Here is a 20,297-nt window from a genome sequence, read left to right on the forward strand (position 1 = left end):
GAGCTGGGGCGCGCGCAGGACTGAGACTTCGTCAGGCTGCGCGCCTGCGAAGTACTACGAGAATCCCATCGCGATGCATGGCTACACCATGTCCGATCCCGAGCCCCCACGTCAAATCATCTGGGACGGTTATCTCAGCATCCGGGATGTGTTTGATTGCGCTCGCTCCGCTCGCGCGGGCTCGGGGCGCTCTTTTTGGCCGGGTCTTCCCTCGTCACGTCCTCGCTCGTTCCTCGCTGCGGGCGTTCCTCAGTCCAGATCCCGGCCGCGCCCCTCGCACGATCCTGAAGCTCGATCCTCGCCAGCCATTAGATGGGGAACAAAGTGGCCTGCGGTGCGCAAGCGTCACGCGAGGGGCGCGGCGGTGCCTGGACTGAGGAGCGAGCGGGGAGCGAGGAACGAGCGACCCCGAGCGACGAGGGAAGGCGTCGCCAAAAAGAGCGCCCCGAGCCCGCCGAGCCGGAGGCTCGGCAATCAAACACAGCGGCTCGGCGAATCACGCCGTGTTCTGGAGGGATGTGCGCATGAGGGAGTCGACGCCGCGGGCGGCCATGGGGCGGCCGACCAGGTAGCCCTGGCCGCGGGTGCAGCCCATCTCCCGCAGCAGCTCGAGCTGCTCGGGGCGCTCGATCCCCTCGGCGACGACGATCAGGCCGAGATCATGGCCGAGCCGTACGATCGTGCGGGTCAGCAGCGTGAGGGTCTCGTCCCGCCCCAGGCCGGAGACGAACGACGGGTCGATCTTGATCATGTCGACGGGCAGCTGGCGGAGGAACGCCAGCGACGCGTAGCCGGTGCCGAAGTCGTCGATGGCGAGCCGTACTCCGAGGGCGCGCAGCTGCGACAGCTTGTTGATCGTGTCCTCGGCGTCCTCGACGAGCATCTCCTCAATGACTTCGAGGGTCAGCGCACTGGCGGGCAGCCCGCTCTCCGCGAGCGCCTGGGAGACGGTCTCGACGAACCGCGGAGCCGTGATCTGACGCAGGGACAGGTTGAGCGACAGGCCGATGTCCAGCGACGAGGCCCGCCACGCGGCCACCTCATTGCACGCCTCGCGCAATATCCATTCGCTCAGCGGCACGATGAGGCCCGTGTCCTCGGCCGGCCCGAGGAACTGCTCGGGCGGCACGAACGCGCTCCCCCGCCACCAGCGGACCAGCGCCTCCACCGCGGTGACGCGGGAGGTCGCCAGGTCGACGACGGGCTGGTACTCGATGGCGAACTGGTTGTCGAGCAGGGCCCTTTGGAGGTCGGCCGCGATCTCCAGTCGCCGTACGACGTCGGCGTGCATCTGCGCGGCGAACACCTCGACCCGCCTGCCGCCGAGTTCCTTCGCCCGGGACATCGCGACGTCGGCGTTGCGGAGCAGGTCGCCGGCGGACACGCCGTCCTCGGCGAACGCGACGCCCACGCTGGCGGTGAGGGCCATGTCGCGGTCGGCCACCCGGAAGGGCTCGGACGACACCGCCCTTACGAGCCGTTCCGCCAGGTCGATCGCGGTCTGGGCGTCCGACCCGGAGGACACGCCGCCCTCCAGCAGCACCGCGAACTCGTCGCCGCCCCAGCGGGCCAGCGTGTCGTCGGCCCGTACGGCGGAGCGGAGCCGGCGTGCGGCCTGGCCGAGCAGGTAGTCGCCGCTCGCGTGGCCGACCGAGTCGTTGACCCCGGTGAAGCCGTCGAGGTCCAGGAAGATCACGGCGGTGCGGCCGGAGCCCCGGCGGGCGAGGACCTCCCGGGCGCGCTCCTCGAAGTAGGCCCGGTTGGGCAGGCCCGTGACGCCGTCGTGGAAGGTCAGGTGGGTGACCTGGTTGCGCAGCGCCACCTGGTCGCTCATGTCGCGGACGCTGACGAGGATCTGGTCCTCGTTCCGGACGTCCCGCGTGGCGACCGACTCGGTCGGCCGCCAGGTGCCGTCCGCCGCCCGTACCCGGCAGGCGATCCTGCAGGTCCCGTGCCCGTCGGCCCCGTCCTCGTAGGCGGTCATGCGCCGCAGCAGCGCGTGGATGCCGGGCACGTCCTCGGGGTGGATGTAGTCGAACATCGGGCGGCCCTCGAGGTCTTCGGGGCAGTAGCCGTACGTCTCCTGTACGGCTGCGCCGATCTCCCTGATGACGCCGTCGTGATCGCACACGAGAACGAGGTCGCCCGCGTTCTCCGCCAACTGGCGCAGTTGCCGCTCGCCGACGTCGACGAGGCGGCGCATGCCCGCGGTCTCGACCAGGAGCACGAACAGCCGGCCGAGCAGGACGAGGACGACGGAGGCCGCGACGGCGGACAGGGCCGCGTCCCGGTCGCCGCCGACCGCCTGGACGGCCACGGCGACGGTGGCGACGGCCACCAGCACGAGCGGTGTGGCGGCCGTGAGCGCGGTCGGCAGGGGCTTGCGGAAGCGCCGCTGGTCGAGCCACGGCGCGACGGCGAGCACGAGGAAGGCGGCCGGCGCGATCAGGACCGTCACCAGAGGCGGGTCGTCGCCGCTGAGCCGGGCCAGGGCGGTGCTCACCTCGGCCACGGTGACGGCGCCGAGCACGATCACACCGGCGAGGCCGACGACACGGCCTCCCGAGCGGGCGGCGGCCACGCCCGGCGCAACCGCGCAGGCCGCGAACAGGCAGACGATCGGCAACGCCAGGGTGGAGATGAAGGCTCCGGGTTCCTCCGCCTTCTGGAAGGCGGGCCCGAGCAGCAGGACCCAGCCCACCGTGAAGATCGACGCGGCGCCCAGGTAGGCGTCGGCGGCCTGCCGGAACGCGCTCCTGCTGTAGGCGGAGGGGGTCACGACGGTCCCGCAGCCGATCGCCATCAGCACGGACCCGACGAGAAGCAGCAGGTCGGCGAAGGTGAGCACGAAGGGGGTGCCGTCGGCCACCGGGCGCAGCCCGATGCCGACGAGCCAGGTCAGGGTGCCCACCGCCAGCCAGCGCGACGCGGCGGGCCGCGGCCGTTGCCCCTGCTGGGCGCGGGAGGCGGCCAGGAACAGCGAGATCGCGGCGAGAAGGCCTGCGGCGACGCCGGCCACCGCGGCGATCACGGACGAGGAGCCTCCGCTAATCAACGCGGCGGCGAGCCCCACCGCGCCGAGTCCGGCCACGGCGATGAGCGAACCCCTCGGGTTGCGCCTGCCGTCCACGCGTATCGCCCCTGTGTCCCTTGTCCCTGTAGCCGTCTGTGCAACCGTCTCCGTGGCCGTCGCCTCGCGGTCCTGGCCGGCGGCGTCGGACGTCGGCGCGTCCGTCTCCACCGTCTCCACCGCCTCCGCCGTCTCCGGTGGCTCCGTTTCCGGCGCCGTCACGTCCGGTGCCGGTGGGTCCGGAGACGGAGCCGTGTCGTCGTCGTCGTGCCCGGCGGGGTGTGATGTCACTGCCCCTCCCGTCCTCGACGCGGCTTTACTCTCCATGTCACATGGCCAGTCTGCGCAAGGCGCCTGATCCGCACGGCGACAACCGGTGAGTCGTCACCGATCTGATAACCGGCCACGCGCGACGACGTTCACCGTACGCACTACAGGTCACGGAGCAGCCACGTTCCGGAATCCTTAATGGACCAGTCAGGACCGCCAGTCAAGTGCCTGGTCGCCCGTGTCGTCTCGACGACAAGCACTCAGTAATGACCCGTGATCATGTTAGCGAGTCTCTCGCCGGTCACGTATCTGGCGACCTGTGTCCGCACGAGTTCTCGCGTCCGCCGTACCGACGCCGGTGAGCTGCCGGCGATGTGCGGGGTGATGAACACTCCGGGCGCGGTCCACAGGGGATGGTCCGCGGGCAGCGGTTCCGGGGAGGTCACGTCGAGGGCGGCGCGCAGCCGTCCGCTCTCGAGTTCGGCGACCAGCGCGTCCGTGTCGACGACGGTGCCCCGCGCCGCGTTCACGAGCACGGCCCCGTCCTTCATCCGCGCGAGGAACCGGGCGTCCACCATGCCCACGGTGCCGGCCGTCACCGGGACGAGCAGGACGACGACGTCGGCCGAGGGCAGCAGACCGGGGAGTTCGTCCTCCCCGTGGACGCCCTCGCGTGCGGTCCTGGCCACGCGGACCACGTCGACCTCGAACCCGGCCAGGCGGCGTTCCACGGCCTCGCCGATCGAGCCGTACCCGACGATCAGAACGGTGGAGCCGTCGAGGACGTCGGTGTGGTGGTAGGTCCACTCACGCCTGGCCTGGGCCGCGGCGAACCCGGGGAACTCACGGAGCACGGCGATCGCCGCGCCGACGATCCACTCGGCGGTCCCGGCGTCGTGCACGCCGCGGGCGTTGCAGAGCACCGCCCCCGCCGGGACGTGCGGGAGGTACGGTTCGACGCCCGCGGTCACGGTCTGCAGCACGCGCAGTCCGGTCATCCGGCCGAGGAGCCCGGGGATGTCGGGCACCGGTACGAGCGGCGGCACCCAGATCTCCACCTCCTCGGGCGGGCCGGGCAACGGTCCCCGGCCGTCGTAGACGGCGCACTCGATCTCCGGAGGATCATCCGGCAACTCCTTGGGCAGATCGGACAGCACGTCGGCGAGGTCCTGCGAGGCGACCCAGATCTTCACATGAACAAACCTAGGGAACCTTCGCCGCGGAACGCGAGTATGGAAGGGACGAGGGAGGTCACGAAACATGGTGAAGACGGGCCGATACGCACGATGGGCGTCGTCGCTGGCGCTGGCCGTGACGATCACGACGATCACGATGGTCACGGCATGCTCGGCCGCGCCGGCGGCGCCGGCGCCCGGCGGCGCCGTACCGGAACAGGGCGGGGCCCTGACGCCCGCCCCGCTGGAGGGATCGGCGCCGGCGCGGCCGTCCGGGCAGCCGCGCACGCTGGTCACGGATCTCGCCGTGCCCTGGGCCATCGCGTTCCTGCCCGGCGGCGACGCGCTCGTGACGGAGCGGGATTCGGCCAAGCTGGTCCGGGTCACCCCGGCGGGGCAGGTCTCGGACGTCGGGGTGATCGACGGCGTTTCACCGAGCGGGGAGGGCGGGCTCCTCGGCGTGGCCGTGTCCCCGAGCTTCGCGACCGACCACTACGTCTTCGTGTACTTCTCGGCTGAAGGTGACAACCGGGTGGTCCGCTACCGGTACGACGGCGGCCTGTCCGATCCCGTCCCCCTCGTCACGGGCATCCCGCGGGGATCGATCCACAACGGGGGCCGCCTGGCATTCGGCCCCGACGGCAACCTCTACGCGTCGACCGGCGAGACCGGCGAGCGCGGGCTGGCCCAGGACAGGAACTCCCTGGCCGGCAAGATCCTGCGGATGACGCTGGACGGCAAGCCCGCTCCCGGCAACCCCTTCGGGACCCTGATCTGGTCGTACGGCCATCGCAACGTCCAGGGGCTGGCCTGGGACTCCGCCGGCCGCATGTACGCCACGGAGTTCGGCCAGAACACCTACGACGAGATCAACCAGATCGAGAAGGGCCACAACTACGGCTGGCCCGACGTCGAGGGCATGGGCGGGAAGGGCAAGTACACCGATCCGCTGCTCACCTGGTCGACCGCCGAGGCCTCGCCGTCCGGGCTCGCCTACGCCGACGGCTCCCTGTGGGCGGCGGCGCTGCGCGGCCAGCGGCTGTGGCGGATCCCGCTGAACGGGGAAGGCCGGGTCGGGCGGCCCGAGGCCCTCTACACCGGGGAGTACGGCCGGCTGCGCGCGGTGACCACCGCCCCCGACGGGACCCTGTGGGTCGGCACCAGCAACAAGGACGGCCGCGGCTCACCTCGCCAGGGCGACGACCGCATCCTCGTGGTGCCGACCGGGAAGGGCTGAGCGGCCAGGCCGGGCGTGCATGATCACGCCCGGCATCGGCCCAGGTCAGCGATGATGATCGCGAACCTGCGCATGATCACGAGGGAGGGGCGGGGCAGGTGATCGCGGCTTGGGGGTGGTAGACGGTGGTGAACGACTGGCGGTCCTCGGCCTTGCCGTCCCGCTTGAGGATCCGCGTCACCTCTGCCGTGAAGCCCGGCTGCTCGGGGACCGGCACGCAGTTCGGACCGCTGCCCTCCACCGGCGCGAGGTGGAGGAACCGGGTCTTTACCGGATCGCGGACCTCCACGTCGTACCGCTTGGTGCTCCACAGGGAGACGACCAGCGACGTGTCACTCGCCGAGGCCTGGATCAGCACGCCGTACGGGCTGTCGTTGGTCCATTTCAGGTCCGGCTCCGGATAGGACACCGCGGCGTCCATCCCGGCCGGATACTGCGGCGTGTAGACGTCGGGCGGCGTGCGCTCGATGTCCCCAAGCCCGGCGCGGATCACGGCGTTGAGCATCGTGGTCGCGATCTGGGTCATGCCCGCGACGTCCGAGCCGGCCGTGCCCCGGATCTGGGTGGGCATGGCGGCTCCGCTGAACCCGCCGGCGGCGTCCCGCCTCCCGACGAACTCGTTGAACGAGAACGTCTCCCCCGGCCTGACCAGATGGGTGTCCAGCATGCGGGCGGCGGCCTGGATGTCGGCGACCCGCGGCTGGCAGCAGGCGTAGGAGGTCGTGAATTCGCCGATCTTCTCCTCGACGCCCATCTTCAGCGCGTCGGTGTCCGTCACGACCGGCGGAGCGCCGACCAGCGTCACCGGCACGGTACGGCCCCCGCCCTCCATCGCCTTGATCATGTCGACCCCGAGCCGGCCGGTGTCCACCCGCTTGCCCGCCCGGGCGTGCACCAGGACCGGCTTGCCGTCCTCGATCGTGAACGTGGCGTTCCTGGCTCCGGCCTCGGCGGCGACCAGGCGGTGCTCGAAGCCGACGGCGGCGGCCGCGGCGTCGAACCGGGGCTTCAGGGATCGGCCCTCGGGCACGAACGACAGGTGCCCGGCCAGGACCGCCGGAGGGAGCTGGACGGACTTCGCGCCGAGGGTCAGCGTGATCGGCTCGGCCACCGCATTCTTCGCCCAGGCCACGGCCTGCTGGACGGCGGCCCGGTCGACCTGGGGGACGTCCTTCACGGCCGCGGCCATGACCGTGACGTCCGGGCTGAGGTAGGCCCGCTGGATGTCCCGGGCCACGATCGTCTTGTCGATCCCGTTGCCCGGATGCGGATAGACCGGTACGGGGACCGTCCCCTTGAATTTGACCCCGCCCTCCTGCGCCGGGTCCTCGAGGGAGGCCCCGACGTCCTTGGCCACGGCGGCCTCCAGCTTGACCTGGTCGACCGAGACCACCGGTGTGATCTCACGGCCTCCGAAGATCGACCCCACGACCTCCGCGGGACTGGGGAAGCCGATCGGCGCCTGACCCGCGGTCGCCTCGGCGTCGAACTGGAGCCCCGCCTCAAGGGGGTCGACGGGAATGCGGTGGGTGCCCTGCCGGACGACGATGGGCGAGCGGGTCTCGGTGTACAGCTTCTCCTGCAGGCTCAACGCCGCGTCGGACACGGTCTGCCCGCCGATGTCGACGCCGAGGACCATGGTCCCGGGCAGGATCCGGCCGGACATGGAGATCGCGGGAATCAGATAGGCGAGCAGCAGCAGGAGGACCAGGCCGGCGACCGTGTAGCGGAGCGTCCGCCGTTTCGGCTCGGGTCCCGGTTCGAACGGGGCGGGTTCCTCGATGATCGTCTTTTCGACCACCGGCCAGAGCTCGACCTTGGCCGCCGGCGGGGGAAGGCTGCTGCCCTGCGCCGAGGCCGACGGCCCGGGCGCGGACGGCCCCGGCCGCTCGCCGAAGATGTCGGCGGAGACTCCCGGAGGCAGAGCGGACGCGTTCGACCGGACCGGATGCTTCTTGGGCGGATCGGAGGCGGGAACGGCCGACAGCGGATCCGTCGGCGGATCAATCGACGCTCCGGCGTTCCGCACGCCTCGGTCTCCTCCGGCTCAAGGGCAACTCCGTTCAGCCAACCCTAAAGCCTGCCTTGGAGATATGTCATGAAACAACAACGTTCTGTGTGCCAGAAGCTCGCCGGCACAACAACGTCACCGTTCGGCACACGGCGTTCGCGCCCGCACACCCGTCATCCAGGCATCATCCAGGCACGAAACCCGCTGCGAGCGGCCCGCCGGACGGCGGGCCGCTCGCGGCGGGTGGAGACCTATCCCTCGACTCCGAGCTTCTCGAGGATGAGCTCGCGGGCCCGGCCGGCGTCGGCCTTGCCGCGGCTGGCCTTCATGACTCCGCCGACCAGGGCGCCCACAGCCGCGATCTTGCCCGATCGCACCTTGTCCGCCGCGTCGGCGTTGTCCGCCAGCACCTGGTCGATGATCGCGGACAGCTCGCCCTCGTCGTTGACGATCCGCAGGCCCCGGCTCTCGACGACGGCCTCCGGCGTGCCCTCTCCGGCCAGCACCCCTTCGAGCACCTGGCGGGCCAGCTTGTCGTTGAGCGCCCCCGAGGACACCAGCTCGGTCACCTTGGCGACGTCGCCGGGCGTGATGGGCAGGTCCGCGAGAGCGGTGCCCGTCTCGTTGGCCCGCCGGGCCAGCTCGCCCATCCACCACTTGCGGGCGTCGGCGGCCGGGGCGCCGGCGGCGACCGTCGCCTCGACCAGCTCGATGGCGCCGGCGTTGTGCATGGCCGCCATGTCGAGATCGGAGACTCCCCACTCCGCCTGGAGGCGGGCCCGCCGTACGGACGGCAGCTCGGGCAGCTCGGCCTTCAGCGTCGCCACCCACGCGGGATCGGGCGCGATCGGCACCAGGTCGGGCTCGGGGAAGTAGCGGTAGTCCTGCGCCTCCTCCTTGGACCGGCCGGACGTGGTCGCCCCGCTGTCCTCGTGGAAGTGACGGGTCTCCTGGATGATCCGCCCGCCGTCCGCCAGGATCGCCGCCTGACGCTCGATCTCACCCCGGACGGCCCGCTCGACGCTGCGCAGCGAGTTGACGTTCTTGGTCTCGGTACGGGTTCCCCATTCCGAGGATCCGCGCGGCATCAGGGACACGTTGACGTCGCAGCGCAGCGAGCCCTCCTCCATCCGGACGTCGGAGACGCCGAGGGAGCGCAGGAGCTCGCGCAGCTCCGTGACGTACGCCCTGGCCACCTCGGGAGCGAGCCGGTCCGTCCCCTCGACGGGCTTGGTGACGATCTCGACCAGCGGGATCCCCGCGCGGTTGTAGTCGACGATCGAGTAGTCGGCGCCCTGGATGCGGCCGGTGGCCCCGCCCACGTGGGTGGACTTGCCGGTGTCCTCCTCGAGGTGCACCCGCTCGATCTCCACCCGGACGGTCTTGCCCTCCACCTGGACGTCCAGGTAGCCCTCGGTGCACAGCGGCTCGTCGTACTGGCTGATCTGGTAGTTCTTCGGCATGTCCGGATAGAAGTAGTTCTTCCGGGCGAACCTGCACCACTCCGCGATCGAGCAGTTCAGCGCGAGGCCGATCCTGATGGTCGACTCGATCGCCTTGGCGTTGGCCACCGGCAGCGAGCCGGGCAGCGCCAGGCAGACCGGGCACACGTGCGTGTTGGGCGGCGCCCCGAACGTCGTCGAGCAGCCGCAGAACATCTTCGACTCGGTGCCGAGCTCGACGTGCGTCTCCAGCCCCAGCACCGGCTCGAAGCGCTCCAGCGCCTCGTCGTACGGCATGAGCGTCTCAGTGCTGCTCACAGGTAAGCCCGTCCCTTCACTGCGTTCCTCGCATCGGCGACCCGGTCCGCGCGCACGGGGACCGGAACCGCGAGATCGATGTCGTTGATCATGCGTCGTTCCCTCCCTCTAGAGCGCGGGCGCCTTGGACAGCAGCGGGCCGCCCCACCGGTCGGCGTACGCCTTCTCGACCGCCGCGCCGACGCGGTAGCACCGGTCGTCGCCGAGCACCGGAGCCATGATCTGCAGGCCGACCGGCAGCCCGTCCTCGTCGGCGAGACCGCACGGCACCGAGATCGCGGCGTTCCCCGCGAGGTTGCTCGGGATCGTGCACAGGTCCGCCAGGTACATCGCCATCGGGTCGTCGGCGCGCTCCCCGATCGGGAACGCGGTCGTCGGCGTGGTCGGCGAGATCAGCACGTCCACCTGGTGGAAGGCCGCCTCGAAGTCGCGCGAGATCAGCGTGCGGACCTTCTGCGCCTGGCCGTAGTAGGCGTCGTAGTAGCCCGACGACAGGGCGTAGGTGCCCAGCATGATCCGCCGTTTGACCTCGGGCCCGAAGCCGGCGGCCCGGGTGAGCGCCATGACCTCCTCGGCGCTGCGGGTGCCGTCGTCCCCGACGCGCAGGCCGTAGCGCATGGCGTCGAAGCGGGCGAGGTTGGACGAGCACTCCGAGGGGGCGATCAGGTAGTACGCCGGGAGCGCGTAGCCGAACGTCGGGCAGGAGACCTCGACCACCTTGGCCCCGAGGGACTCCAGCAGGTCGACCGTCTCGTGGAACCGCGCGAGCACGCCGGGCTGGTACCCCTCGCCGCCGAACTCCTTGACCACGCCGATGCGCAGACCGGCGACGTCCGCCTGCCGGGCCGCCTCGACCACCGGCGGGACCGGCGCGTCGATCGAGGTCGAGTCGAACTCGTCGTGACCCGAGAACGCCTCCTGCAGCAGCGCCGCATCGAGCACGTTGCGGGCGAACGGGCCCGGCGTGTCGAGTGACGACGCGAACGCGATCAGACCGTACCGGGACGACCCCCCGTAGGTCGGCTTCATGCCGACGATGCCGGTGACGGCGGCGGGCTGGCGGATCGAGCCGCCCGTGTCGGTGCCGGTCGACAGCGGCGCCTGGTAGGAGGCGACGGCCGCCGAGGAGCCGCCCGACGACCCGCCCGGGACCCGGGACAGGTCCCAGGGGTTGTGCGAGGGCCCGTACGCCGAGTTCTCCGTGGACGAGCCCATCGCGAACTCGTCGAGGTTGGTCTTGCCGAGGATGATCAGCCCGGCCTCGCGGAGGCGGCGGGTCACCGTCGCGTCGTACGGCGGCCGCCAGCCTTCGAGGATCTTCGACCCGGCGGTCGTCGGCATGTCCTCGGTGGTGAAGACGTCCTTGTGGGCGATGGGCACGCCCGCCAGCGGGCCGAGCTTGTCGCCCCTGGCGATCCGCTCGTCCACGGTGCGCGCCTGGGCGAGCGCCCGCTCGGCGTCGACGTGCAGGAACGCGGTGACCTTCGAGTCGACCTCGGCGATCCGGTCGAGATGGGCCTGCGTGACCTCGACGGCGGAGGCCTCCCGGGAGGCGACGAGCCGTCCCAGCTCCGCGGCAGTCTTGTGAACCAGGCTCATGCTTCCTCCCCCAGGATCCGCGGCACGCGGAACCGGTCGTCCTCGACGGCGGGCGCGCCCGAGAGCGCCTGCTCCGGCGTCAGGCACGGCCGTACCTCGTCGGGACGGAAAACGTTGGTCAGCGGCAGAGCGTGCGAAGAGGGCGGGATGTCTCCGGCCGCGACCTCCGCGACGCGGGCTACCGCGCCGACGATCTGGTCGAGCTGGGCGGCGAAGTGGTCGAGCTCCCCCTCGTCCAGCGCCAGCCGGGACAGCCGGGCGAGGTGAGCGACCTCATCGCGGGTTATGGCGGACATGAGTCGTCGAACCCGTTTCATGGATGGAGATTGGACCTTCCCATCCTAGGGCTCGTCTCCGAGCGCGACCGACCCATCGCGGCCGGGCACGTCAATGGGGGGCGAGCCGCGCCTGGTCGTCGGCGCGGGCGACGAACGCCGGGCTCAGGCGGGAGCGCAGCCAGACGGCCGTCTCCGCGGCGGACATGGGCTTGGCCAGCCACCGGCCCTGGCCGGCGGGACAGCCCATCTCCCGCAGGATCGCCGCGATCTCCAGGGACTCGACACCCTCGGCGACGGCACGCAATCCCAGGGAGCCGACGAGGTCGACGATGGATCGGACGATCTGCTCGTCGTCGTCCGACTCCGCCATCCGCCGGACGAACGAGGCGTCGATCTTGACCTCGGAGACGGGCAGGCGCTGGAGGCGGACGAGGGACGAGTATCCGGTGCCGAAGTCGTCGAGGGACAGGTGGACGCCCATCTCCGCCAGCGTATTGATGGTGTCGGCGATGTACGCCTGGTCGGTCATCAGGACACGCTCGGTGATCTCCAGGCGGATCGCGTCCACCGGCAGGCCGAACTCCCTCAACCCGACCTCAAGCTGCTCGGGCAGGTTGGAGTCGATCAGGTCGCGCGCTGACACGTTCACCGAGATCGGCACGCCGATGCCCGCCTGCCACCACCGCCCGGCCTGGGCCAGCGCCTTCCTGATGACGTACTGGGTGATCTCGCGCATGAGGTAGGACTGCTCGGCGAGCGGGATGAACTCGACGGGCGAGACCGGCCCGCGCAGTGGGTGCCACCAGCGCAGCAGGGCTTCGACGCCCTCCACCGTGCCGTCGCTCAACCTGACCTTGGGCTGGTAGTGGAGGTCGAGATCTCCTGACTCGATGGCCATCCGCAGGTCGCCGAGCAGGCTCAGCCGCTCGGGCGAGTTGCGGTCCTTGTCGGCCGCGTAGAACTCCACGCCCGTCCTGTGCTCCTTGGCCAGGTACATCGCCACGTCCGAGCGTTGCAGCAGCAGCTCGAAGTCGGGCGCGTGGTCGGGGAAGAGCGCGATGCCGATCGAGGCGTCCAGATCGAAGGTCATCCCCTCCAGCCGGACGGGCTGCGTCAGCGCGACCCGTAACCGCGAGGCGACCTCCTTGGCCGCGTGGGCGTCCCGGATGGACGGCAGGAGCACGGCGAACTCGTCTCCCCCGAGACGGGCGACCATGTCGCCCGGCCGCACGCTGTGGCTGAGCCGGTGGGCGACGAGCTGGAGCAGGCGGTCCCCGACCGGGTGTCCCAGCGTGTCGTTGACCTCCTTGAACCGGTCGAGGTCGAGGAGCAGCAGGCCGACGTGCTCGTTCTCGCGCGCCTCGGCGAGCGCCTCCATCGTGTGCAGGATCAGCATCTTCCGGTTCGGCAGGCCGGTCAGCCCGTCGTGGGTGGCCTGGTGGTCGCGGCGCAGCGACAGCGTGGCGGTGAAGTGCACGGCCGCGAGGGGCGCCACGAACAGCGGCACCAGGGCCGACGAGTGCGACATCACCACCGCGACCAGGGGCGCCAGCCCGAGGAGCGCGCCGTAGACGAGGGCCTGCGGGCCGATCGACGCCTTGACGACGCGCAGGATCGGCTTGCGCTCGTGAAGCGCGACGGCGGAGCAGACCAGCGAGGCCCGGACCACGAAGTAGGCGAACGCCGCCAGGGCGAGGGCCGGGATGTCCATGCCGTCGGGCGTCCAGGGGGCTTCGGGCCGGGGATGGATGCCGAAGGCGGCGAACGCGACGGCCGCCGCCGTGCAGGCCAGCGTCACCTGCCCGATGTTGAACATCACACGGTGCCACGCCCTGCGGCGCAGGCCGCCGCTGACGACCACCGCGACGGCCTGCATCAGCGCGGCCGTCGGCAGGCCGTAGTGCATGAGCACCGCGAAGGTGAACATCGCGGACGCCGGGGTGCCGCCGACCAGGGTGGAGGAGGTGACCATGACGGGACGCAGCTCGCCCAGCACGACGAGGACGGCCAACATCCAGAACAGCGGGGTCCGCGCGGCGTCCGCGAGCTCGCCGACGCCGAGCCGTACCTGTCCCGCGATCAGCGCGGCGAAGCCCAGGACGATGACGGCCGTGAAGTAGCCCCACAGAGGCGAACCGGGGCGGGGCCCGGTGTCTCGCGCGTCGGCGGGGGCGATCTCAGAAGTCACCATGAGACTGCCGGAACGGGCAATCTCTGCGCATGGCCAGAGATTGCTAGATATCGCCATAGGTCAGAAACCCCCCAAGAGGTCACTATGGGAGGGTACGGCCTCTGGGCCACTTCGCGAAACCAGTTGCGCACGGTCCGTTACGGTAGATTTCCTAAGATCCCCTGATAAAAGCGGCGCAGATTCGCGAAAAAGGGCAGGTTTCGGGCAGCCTCAAAGGGCTGCCCACCCGGCTTCCTGCGGTGATTACGTTTGAGGTCCAGCCTTATCGAGCGTGCGACCCGCGACGGTCCATGACGGCGTCGCGGCTCAGGCCTCGGGGGCGACGGCGGCCGCCTCCGCCGCCTCGGGCCCCTCCTCGAGGAGGATCTGGAAGCCCTGCTCGTCGAGGATGGCCACGCCGAGCTTGACCGCCTTGTCGTACTTCGAGCCGGGGTTGTCCCCGACCACGACGAAGCCGGTCTTCTTGGAGACCGAACTCGACACCTTGCCGCCCCGGCTGGTGATCGCCTCGCTCGCCTCGTCACGGGTGAAGCCCGCCAGCGAGCCGGTCACGACGAAGCTCATGCCCTCGAGCGTCTGCGGCAGCTGATCGGCGGGCGGCTCGTCGACCATGCTCACGCCGGCGGCCCGCCACTTGTCCACGATCTCGCGGTGCCAGTCGACCTCAAACCATTCCTTGATCGTGGCGGCCACCCGCGGGCCGATGCCCTCCACCGCCGCGAGCTCCTCCTCCGTGGCGGTGGCGATCGCGCCCATCGAGCGGAACGCGTCGGCGAGCGCCCGCGCGGTCGGTGGGCCGATGTGGCGGATGCTCAGCGCGACGAGGACCCGCCAGAGGGGCTGGCTCTTGGCCGCCTCGAGCTGCTCGAGCATCTTCTCCGCGTTCTTGCTGGGCGCACCCGCGATCGTCGCGAAGAACGACACGACCTTCTGCTCGCCGGACTCGGGGTCGGTCTTGGGCAGCCCGGTCTCGATGTCGCGCACCACCGACTTGATCGGGAGCAGCCGGTCCATCGTGAGGTCGAACAGGTCGGCCTCGGTCACGACCGGAGGTTCCTGCGGAGGGAGCGGCTGGGTGAGCGCGGTGGCGGCGACGTAGCCCAGCCCCTCGATGTCGAAGGCGTTGCGCCCGGCGGCGAAGAAGATCCGCTCCCGCAGCTGCGCGGGGCAGGCCTGGGCGTTGGGGCAGCGCAGATCGGCGTCGCCCTCGCGCTCATAGGCGAGCTCGGTGCCGCACTCGGGACAGTGCGTCGGCATGACGAAGGCGCGCTCCGCCCCGTCCCTGAGGTCGGCCACCGGGCCCACGATCTCCGGGATGACGTCGCCCGCCTTGCGGAGCACGACGGTGTCCCCGATCAGGACGCCCTTGCGGACCACCTCCGAGGCGTTGTGGAGGGTGGCCCGCTCCACGGTCGACCCGGCGACCACCACCGGCTTCATCACGCCGTACGGAGTGACCCGCCCCGTGCGGCCCACGCCGACCTGGATGTCGAGGAGCTTGGTCGTGACCTCCTCCGGCGGATATTTGAACGCGATGGCCCACCGGGGGGCCTTGCTCGTCGAGCCCAGCAGGCGCTGCACGGCGATCCGGTCGACCTTCACGACCACGCCGTCGATCTCGTACGCCGGATCGTGGCGATGCTCGTTGTAGTAGGAGATGAAGCCGACGATCTCCTCGAGCGTCCCGACGACCTTGTAGCGGTCGCTGACCGGCAGGCCGAAAGCCGCGAGCCGGTCGTAGGTCTCCGACTGGGCCTTGGGCGGCTCCGTCCCCTCCCATTTGCCGACGCCGTGCACGATCATCCGGAGCGGGCGCTGGGCGGTGATCCGAGGGTCCTTCTGCCGCAGTGAGCCGGCCGCGGAGTTGCGCGGGTTGGCGAACGGCGCCCTTCCCGCGTCCATGAGCTGCTCGTTGAGCCTCTTGAAGCCCTCGACGGGCAGGAAGACCTCGCCCCGGACCTCGAGCAGGTCGGGCACGTCGTCACCGACCAGGCGCTGGGGCACGTCGGCGATCGTCCGCACGTTGGGCGTCACGTCCTCGCCGGTGCGGCCGTCGCCCCGGGTGGCGGCCCTGGTCAGGCGGCCCTTCTCGTAGACGAGGGCGATGGCCAGCCCGTCGATCTTCAGCTCGCACAGATAGGGCGCGGGATCGATCTCGGCCAGCCGTTCGGCCCTGGCCTGCCATCCGGCCAGATCGGCGTCGTTGAAGGCGTTGTCGAGACTCTCCATCCGCTGCAGATGGGCGACGGCGGCGAACTCGGTGGAGATCGGCGAGCCCACCTTCTGCGTGGGCGAATCGGGGGTCCGCAGGTCGGGATGCTCCTCTTCGAGAGCCTTGATCTCCCGCATCCACCCGTCGTACTCCGCGTCGCTCACCGTCGGCGAGTCGAGCACGTGGTAGCGCCAGTTGGCGTCCTCGATCAGCTCGGCGAGCTGGGCATGGCGGTCCCGCGCTTCCGAGGGCGCACCCGCCGCCTCGTTCACCTGATCGGTCAAGTCGCTCACGTCGCTCGTCTCCCCTCGTCAACGCCCCGATGGAAACCGTATCGCCGGCCACCGACATCTTCTCCGACCTCGTCCGCGACGGAAAAGGGCCGGGTCCCTCGTCTCGCGCCGCCGGGGTCGCCCGCCCACTTGCCCGCCTACTCTGACGGGTCGTCCCGCAGGACGCGGGCCGCGTCCCGGCAGGCGGTCAGCGCCGCCTTGGCGTATCGCGGCGAGGCGCCGGCGAGCCCGCATGCGGGCGTGAGCACGACCTGCCTCGCGAGCTCCGCCGGAGCGAACCCCAGCCGCCGCCACAACTCGAGCGCCGGCTTGGCGATCACTCCGACATCCGGCAGACGGGCGTCCACACCTGACACGACGCCGAGGAACAGCGCCGTTCCCGCCTCGATCGCCTCGCCGATCACGTCCTCGTCCCGGCGCCGCAACGTCGACGCGTCCACGGAGACGCCGCGCGCGCCGGCCGTACGGAGAAGTTCGAAGGGCGTCCCGGGGGCGCAGCAGTGGACGATCGGGAAGGCGCCGCCGGCCTCACCGTCAGAGGGACGGCCGGTGTCCGGCACGGCCAGGGCCTCGGAGGCGCCGAGAGCCGCGAGCTCCAGCGGATCCACGGGCTCCGGCTCGCCGGGGGCGACGGCCGACAGAACGGTGGCGAGCCGCTCGCGGGCGATCACCGGCTCCACGGCCCGCAGGCGGCCGAACCCCGACGCCGTCGGCACGGTCCCGGCGAGCACGCCGGGCAGTCCCGGCTCGTCGAGCTGGACGACGAGACGCGCCCCGGGCACCCGCCCGCGCACGTCGGCGACGTGCCTGACCAGCCCTTCCGCCAGGGAGTCCGTCAGATCCCGTACGGCTCCCGCGTCGGCGAGCACCTTGTCCCCGTGCCTGAGCTCGATCGCCCCCGCGAGGGTCCACGGCCCGCAGGCCTGGATCTTCAGGGGGCCCCGGTAGCCCTGCGCGACCTCCTCGAGCCCGTCGAGGTCGCGGATCAGATGGTCGCGGGCCCGCTTCGCGTCCCGTCCCGGCCGGTCGGTGAACCGCCATCCCGAGGGCTGCACCTCGACGGGCATCTCCACCAGGAGCGCGGCGCCCCTGCCGATCATGTCCGCGCCGACGCCCCGCGCGGGGAGCTCGGGCAGGTACGGCATGGGCAGTTCGTCGAAGGCCAGGCGCAGGGCGGCGAGGTGATCCTCTTCGGGGTAGGACCCCACGCCCGTGGCCGTGGCCTCGCCCCACGGATACTCATTCACGAGGACTAGCTTAGGGACTATGAAACTCACCAAATTGGGCCATGCGTGCTGGCGTCTGGAGAAGAACGGATCGACGATCGTCATCGACCCGGGGTCCTTCAGCGGAGAGGGCCTGCTCGACGGGGCGGACGCGGTTCTGATCACCCACGAGCACTTCGACCACGTCGACGAGGGACTGCTGAAGAGCATGCCTGCCGGCATCGAGGTCTGGACCTGCCAGGCCGTCGCCGACCAGCTCGGTGACATCCCGGCGAAGGTCCAGGTCGTGCGGGACACCGACGCCTTCACCACGGCGGGGTTCGATGTGAAGGTGATCGGCGAATGGCACGCCGTCAACCTGCCCGGTGTGGATCCCATCCAGAATGTCGGCTTTCTGGTGGACGAGGAGGTCTTCTACCCGGGCGACGCGCTGACCGTTCCCCAGGTCGACGTGCCCACGCTGCTCGTGCCGACGACCGGGCCGTGGATCAAGCTCGCCGAGACGATCCAGTACCTCCGCGACGTGCGCCCGGACCGCGCGTACTCCACGCATGACGGCCTGGCCAACGACATCGGCCTCATGCTGATCGACAACTTCCTGGGCATGGCAGCCGACAGCCAGAAGGCCGACATCCGCCGCGTCCCCGTCGGCGAGTCGGTCGAGCTGTCCTAGACCGCTTCTCCCTAGACGGCCGAGGCGATCGTGGCAGATCCGATCACGGTGTCGCCGTCGTAGAGCACGGCGCCCTGGCCCGGCGCGACGCCGGTGGCCGGGGTGTCGAGCTCGATGTGCAGCAGGTCGCCGGACAACTGGGCACGGCAGCCGTACACCTCGCCGTGCGCGCGCAGCTGGACCGTGCACCTGATCGGCTCGTACGGCTCGGGCACGTGCCCGTTCCACACCGGCCGCTCGCCGACGATGCCGCGGACCTCCAAGGCGGCGCGCGGGCCGACCGTGACCGTGTTGGAGACCGGCTCGATCGACAACACGTACCGCGGCCGCCCGTCGCCGGCCGGGTGGTCGATGCGCAGCCCCTTGCGCTGGCCGACGGTGAACCCGAAGGCGCCCTCGTGGCTGCCGACGACCTGACCTGTGAGCGCGTCGACGATCGGCCCCTCCGACGTCCCCAGGCGCTCGGACAGGAACGCGCGGGTGTCGCCGTCGGCGATGAAGCAGATGTCGTGGCTGTCCGGCTTGTCCGCCACAGCCAGCCCACGCTCGGCGGCCTCCGCCCGAACCTGGGCCTTGGTGGAGTCGCCCAGCGGGAAGATCGCGTGCGCGAGCTGCTCACGGGTGAGCACGCCAAGCACGTACGACTGGTCCTTGCCCTCGTCGACGCTGCGCCGCAGCACCCCGTCCGACAGGCGCGCGTGATGGCCGGTGGCGACGGCGTCGAACCCGAGCGCGAGCGCGCGGTCGAGCACCGCCTCGAACTTGATTTTCTCGTTACAGCGCAGGCACGGGTTGGGCGTGCGGCCCGCGGCGTACTCGTTGACGAAGTCCTCCACCACGTCGTGATGGAACCGCTCGGCCATGTCCCAGATGTAGAACGGGATGCCGATCACGTCGGCGGCGCGCCGGGCGTCGCGGGAGTCCTCGAGGGTGCAACAACCGCGGGCCCCGGTCCGGTACGACTGGGGATTGGACGAGAGCGCGAGGTGGATGCCGGTCACGTCGTGCCCCGCCTCGGCGATCCGGGCGGCGGCGACGGCGGAGTCCACGCCGCCGGACATGGCGGCGAGCACGCGAAGCCTCTGAGTGGAACCCATAACACTTCGAGATTACCCGTACGGCGGGGCTGATCCGCCGCCGCGGACGGCTCTCGCGGCCGCGTTGGCACCGGAGCGGACGACCTGCGAGGATTCGGGGTCATGCGACTGTTCGGGCGCAAGAGCCAGCCGGTCGACCCGGCTGAGGCCATCGCGGACTTCTGGACCTGGTGGCGGCAGACCCGCCCCGAGATCGACTCCCACATCGAGGCGGAGGACACCGAGGCGCTCGCCGGGCTCGTCGGCGCCGCCGTCACCGCACTCGACCCGGCCCTCATCTGGGAGATCGCGCCGGGCCTCACGGCACGGCACGCCCTCGTCGTCAGCGCGTCCGGCGATCCCGAGCTGCGGTCCTTCGCCCACCGGTGGGCGCTGGCCGCCCCTCCGGCGGACGACCAGTGGGAGTTCCATCCGTCCCGCCAGGCCAACCCGAGGGCGGCCGAGATGTCCGTCGACGTGGCCGGCAGGGAGTTCGGCCTCGACCGGCTGGTGCTGGGCCTGCGTGTTCCGCCGGGCACCGCCCGCGTCGACATTTCCGCCTTCCACCCGATATTTCCGGATATCGATGATGAGACTCGGCTGGAGACGACCCTTCTCGCCCTCGACTGGCTCCTTGGCGAGGACGAGGTCGCCCGCTGGGTGGGGGACATCGTCGCGGCCGAGTTCGAGCCCATCGACGCCATCCCCGCGATCCACCTTCCCGCCGTCGTCGCCGACGTCGCCGACGGGGTCAAGCCCGACCAGTGGGCGATGCTCGAAGGCCAGACGGCACAGGGCGCACGCCTGACGGTGACGGCCCGCCACCCCCTGCGCCCGGTCGACCATCCGCTGTTCGACCAGCACATCGCGATCACCCTGCCGTACGAACACGCGGACGGGGACGGGCAGCCGGCCGGAGCGTCCCTGCAGGCGCTGCGCACGTTCGAGGAGCGCCTGGGCGAGCGGCTCGACAAGCTCGGTTCGGCCGTGCTCGCGGCGCATCTGAGCACCGGGGGCGTGCGGGTGCTCAACGTCTACGCCGACCCGTCGAGCGACGCCGCTCCTGTGATCAAGGAACTCGTCTCGGGCTGGGCGGAGGGCCGGGCGCGGGTCGACGTGGCCGACGACCCGTCCTGGAGCGCCGTCGCGCACTTCCTGACCTGACGCGACCGGGCGGTAGCGCGGTCTCCGGAGGCCTCGGTCTCCGGAGGCCTCGGTCTCCGGAA

The 20,297-nt window shown here is 71.0% G+C and carries 13 protein-coding genes; 3 read left to right on the plus strand and 10 right to left on the minus strand.

Annotation, left to right across the window (positions count from 1 at the left end):
• Positions 1-496 precede the first annotated feature (496 nt).
• Both Pph01_RS25685 and Pph01_RS25690 read right to left on the minus strand, forming a co-directional pair.
• On the minus strand, positions 497-3,361 hold the full coding sequence (locus Pph01_RS25685) for a putative bifunctional diguanylate cyclase/phosphodiesterase (RefSeq protein ID WP_239117006.1): 2,865 nt from the start codon (positions 3,359-3,361) through the stop codon (positions 497-499).
• A 239-nt stretch (positions 3,362-3,600) separates the two neighbouring features.
• Positions 3,601-4,533: a 2-hydroxyacid dehydrogenase gene (locus tag Pph01_RS25690; RefSeq protein ID WP_239117007.1), complete on the minus strand. Its 933-nt coding sequence runs from the start codon at positions 4,531-4,533 to the stop codon at positions 3,601-3,603.
• Positions 4,534-4,600: 67 nt separating this feature from the next.
• On the opposite strand from Pph01_RS25690, the gene Pph01_RS25695 reads away from it, so the two are divergent.
• A complete protein-coding gene (locus Pph01_RS25695; RefSeq protein ID WP_204075715.1) occupies positions 4,601-5,752 on the plus strand; it encodes a PQQ-dependent sugar dehydrogenase in 1,152 nt (383 codons plus the stop codon).
• 76 nt (positions 5,753-5,828) lie between these two features.
• Here the strand turns inward: Pph01_RS25695 and Pph01_RS25700 are convergent, their stop codons facing one another.
• The 7 genes from Pph01_RS25700 to Pph01_RS25730 all read right to left on the minus strand — a co-directional run bounded on the left by Pph01_RS25700 (position 5,829) and on the right by Pph01_RS25730 (position 17,343).
• Positions 5,829-7,781: a VanW family protein gene (locus tag Pph01_RS25700; protein ID WP_204075716.1), complete on the minus strand. Its 1,953-nt coding sequence runs from the start codon at positions 7,779-7,781 to the stop codon at positions 5,829-5,831.
• A gap of 233 nt (positions 7,782-8,014) precedes the next feature.
• A complete protein-coding gene (gene gatB, locus Pph01_RS25705; RefSeq protein WP_275412868.1) occupies positions 8,015-9,523 on the minus strand; it encodes an Asp-tRNA(Asn)/Glu-tRNA(Gln) amidotransferase subunit GatB in 1,509 nt (502 codons plus the stop codon).
• Between the two features lie 108 nt (positions 9,524-9,631).
• Positions 9,632-11,122, minus strand: coding sequence for an Asp-tRNA(Asn)/Glu-tRNA(Gln) amidotransferase subunit GatA (gene gatA, locus Pph01_RS25710; RefSeq protein ID WP_204075717.1), 1,491 nt, complete (start codon positions 11,120-11,122; stop codon positions 9,632-9,634).
• The gene (gene gatC, locus Pph01_RS25715; RefSeq protein ID WP_203885480.1) at positions 11,119-11,418 is read right to left on the minus strand and encodes an Asp-tRNA(Asn)/Glu-tRNA(Gln) amidotransferase subunit GatC; all 300 of its coding nucleotides are present in this window, start codon (positions 11,416-11,418) and stop codon (positions 11,119-11,121) included. The genes gatA and gatC overlap by 4 nt, the downstream gene beginning before the upstream one ends.
• Positions 11,419-11,509: 91 nt before the next feature.
• Positions 11,510-13,591, minus strand: coding sequence for a putative bifunctional diguanylate cyclase/phosphodiesterase (locus tag Pph01_RS25720; protein ID WP_204075718.1), 2,082 nt, complete (start codon positions 13,589-13,591; stop codon positions 11,510-11,512).
• A gap of 306 nt (positions 13,592-13,897) precedes the next feature.
• The gene (gene ligA, locus Pph01_RS25725; RefSeq protein WP_239117008.1) at positions 13,898-16,096 is read right to left on the minus strand and encodes an NAD-dependent DNA ligase LigA; all 2,199 of its coding nucleotides are present in this window, start codon (positions 16,094-16,096) and stop codon (positions 13,898-13,900) included.
• Positions 16,097-16,233: 137 nt separating this feature from the next.
• Entirely contained in the window at positions 16,234-17,343 is a 1,110-nt protein-coding gene (locus Pph01_RS25730) for a methionine synthase (protein ID WP_204075719.1), read from the minus strand.
• A gap of 19 nt (positions 17,344-17,362) precedes the next feature.
• On the opposite strand from Pph01_RS25730, the gene Pph01_RS25735 reads away from it, so the two are divergent.
• On the plus strand, positions 17,363-17,995 hold the full coding sequence (locus Pph01_RS25735) for an MBL fold metallo-hydrolase (protein ID WP_204075720.1): 633 nt from the start codon (positions 17,363-17,365) through the stop codon (positions 17,993-17,995).
• 11 nt (positions 17,996-18,006) lie between these two features.
• Here the strand turns inward: Pph01_RS25735 and mnmA are convergent, their stop codons facing one another.
• Positions 18,007-19,092: a tRNA 2-thiouridine(34) synthase MnmA gene (mnmA, locus tag Pph01_RS25740; RefSeq protein ID WP_275412869.1), complete on the minus strand. Its 1,086-nt coding sequence runs from the start codon at positions 19,090-19,092 to the stop codon at positions 18,007-18,009.
• A 102-nt stretch (positions 19,093-19,194) separates the two neighbouring features.
• Here mnmA and Pph01_RS25745 point away from each other — a divergent pair, with 102 nt between their 5' ends.
• The gene (locus Pph01_RS25745; protein ID WP_204075721.1) at positions 19,195-20,235 is read left to right on the plus strand and encodes a DUF695 domain-containing protein; all 1,041 of its coding nucleotides are present in this window, start codon (positions 19,195-19,197) and stop codon (positions 20,233-20,235) included.
• The last annotated feature ends 62 nt before the right edge of the window (positions 20,236-20,297 follow it).

It is taken from the genome of Planotetraspora phitsanulokensis (genome assembly GCF_016863295.1).
GTDB classification, from domain to species: domain Bacteria; phylum Actinomycetota; class Actinomycetes; order Streptosporangiales; family Streptosporangiaceae; genus Planotetraspora; species Planotetraspora phitsanulokensis.

Excerpts from the sequence above, each read along its gene's own strand:
- gatC (WP_203885480.1), bottom strand. The coding sequence starts at position 11,418 with ATGTCCGCCATAACCCGCGATGAGGTCGCTCACCTCGCCCGGCTGTCC.
- Pph01_RS25745 (WP_204075721.1), top strand. The coding sequence starts at position 19,195 with ATGCGACTGTTCGGGCGCAAGAGCCAGCCGGTCGACCCGGCTGAGGCC.
- Pph01_RS25720 (WP_204075718.1), bottom strand. The coding sequence starts at position 13,591 with ATGGTGACTTCTGAGATCGCCCCCGCCGACGCGCGAGACACCGGGCCC.
- mnmA (WP_275412869.1), bottom strand. The coding sequence starts at position 19,092 with ATGGGTTCCACTCAGAGGCTTCGCGTGCTCGCCGCCATGTCCGGCGGC.
- gatA (WP_204075717.1), bottom strand. The coding sequence starts at position 11,122 with ATGAGCCTGGTTCACAAGACTGCCGCGGAGCTGGGACGGCTCGTCGCC.
- Pph01_RS25735 (WP_204075720.1), top strand. The coding sequence starts at position 17,363 with ATGAAACTCACCAAATTGGGCCATGCGTGCTGGCGTCTGGAGAAGAAC.
- Pph01_RS25695 (WP_204075715.1), top strand. The coding sequence starts at position 4,601 with ATGGTGAAGACGGGCCGATACGCACGATGGGCGTCGTCGCTGGCGCTG.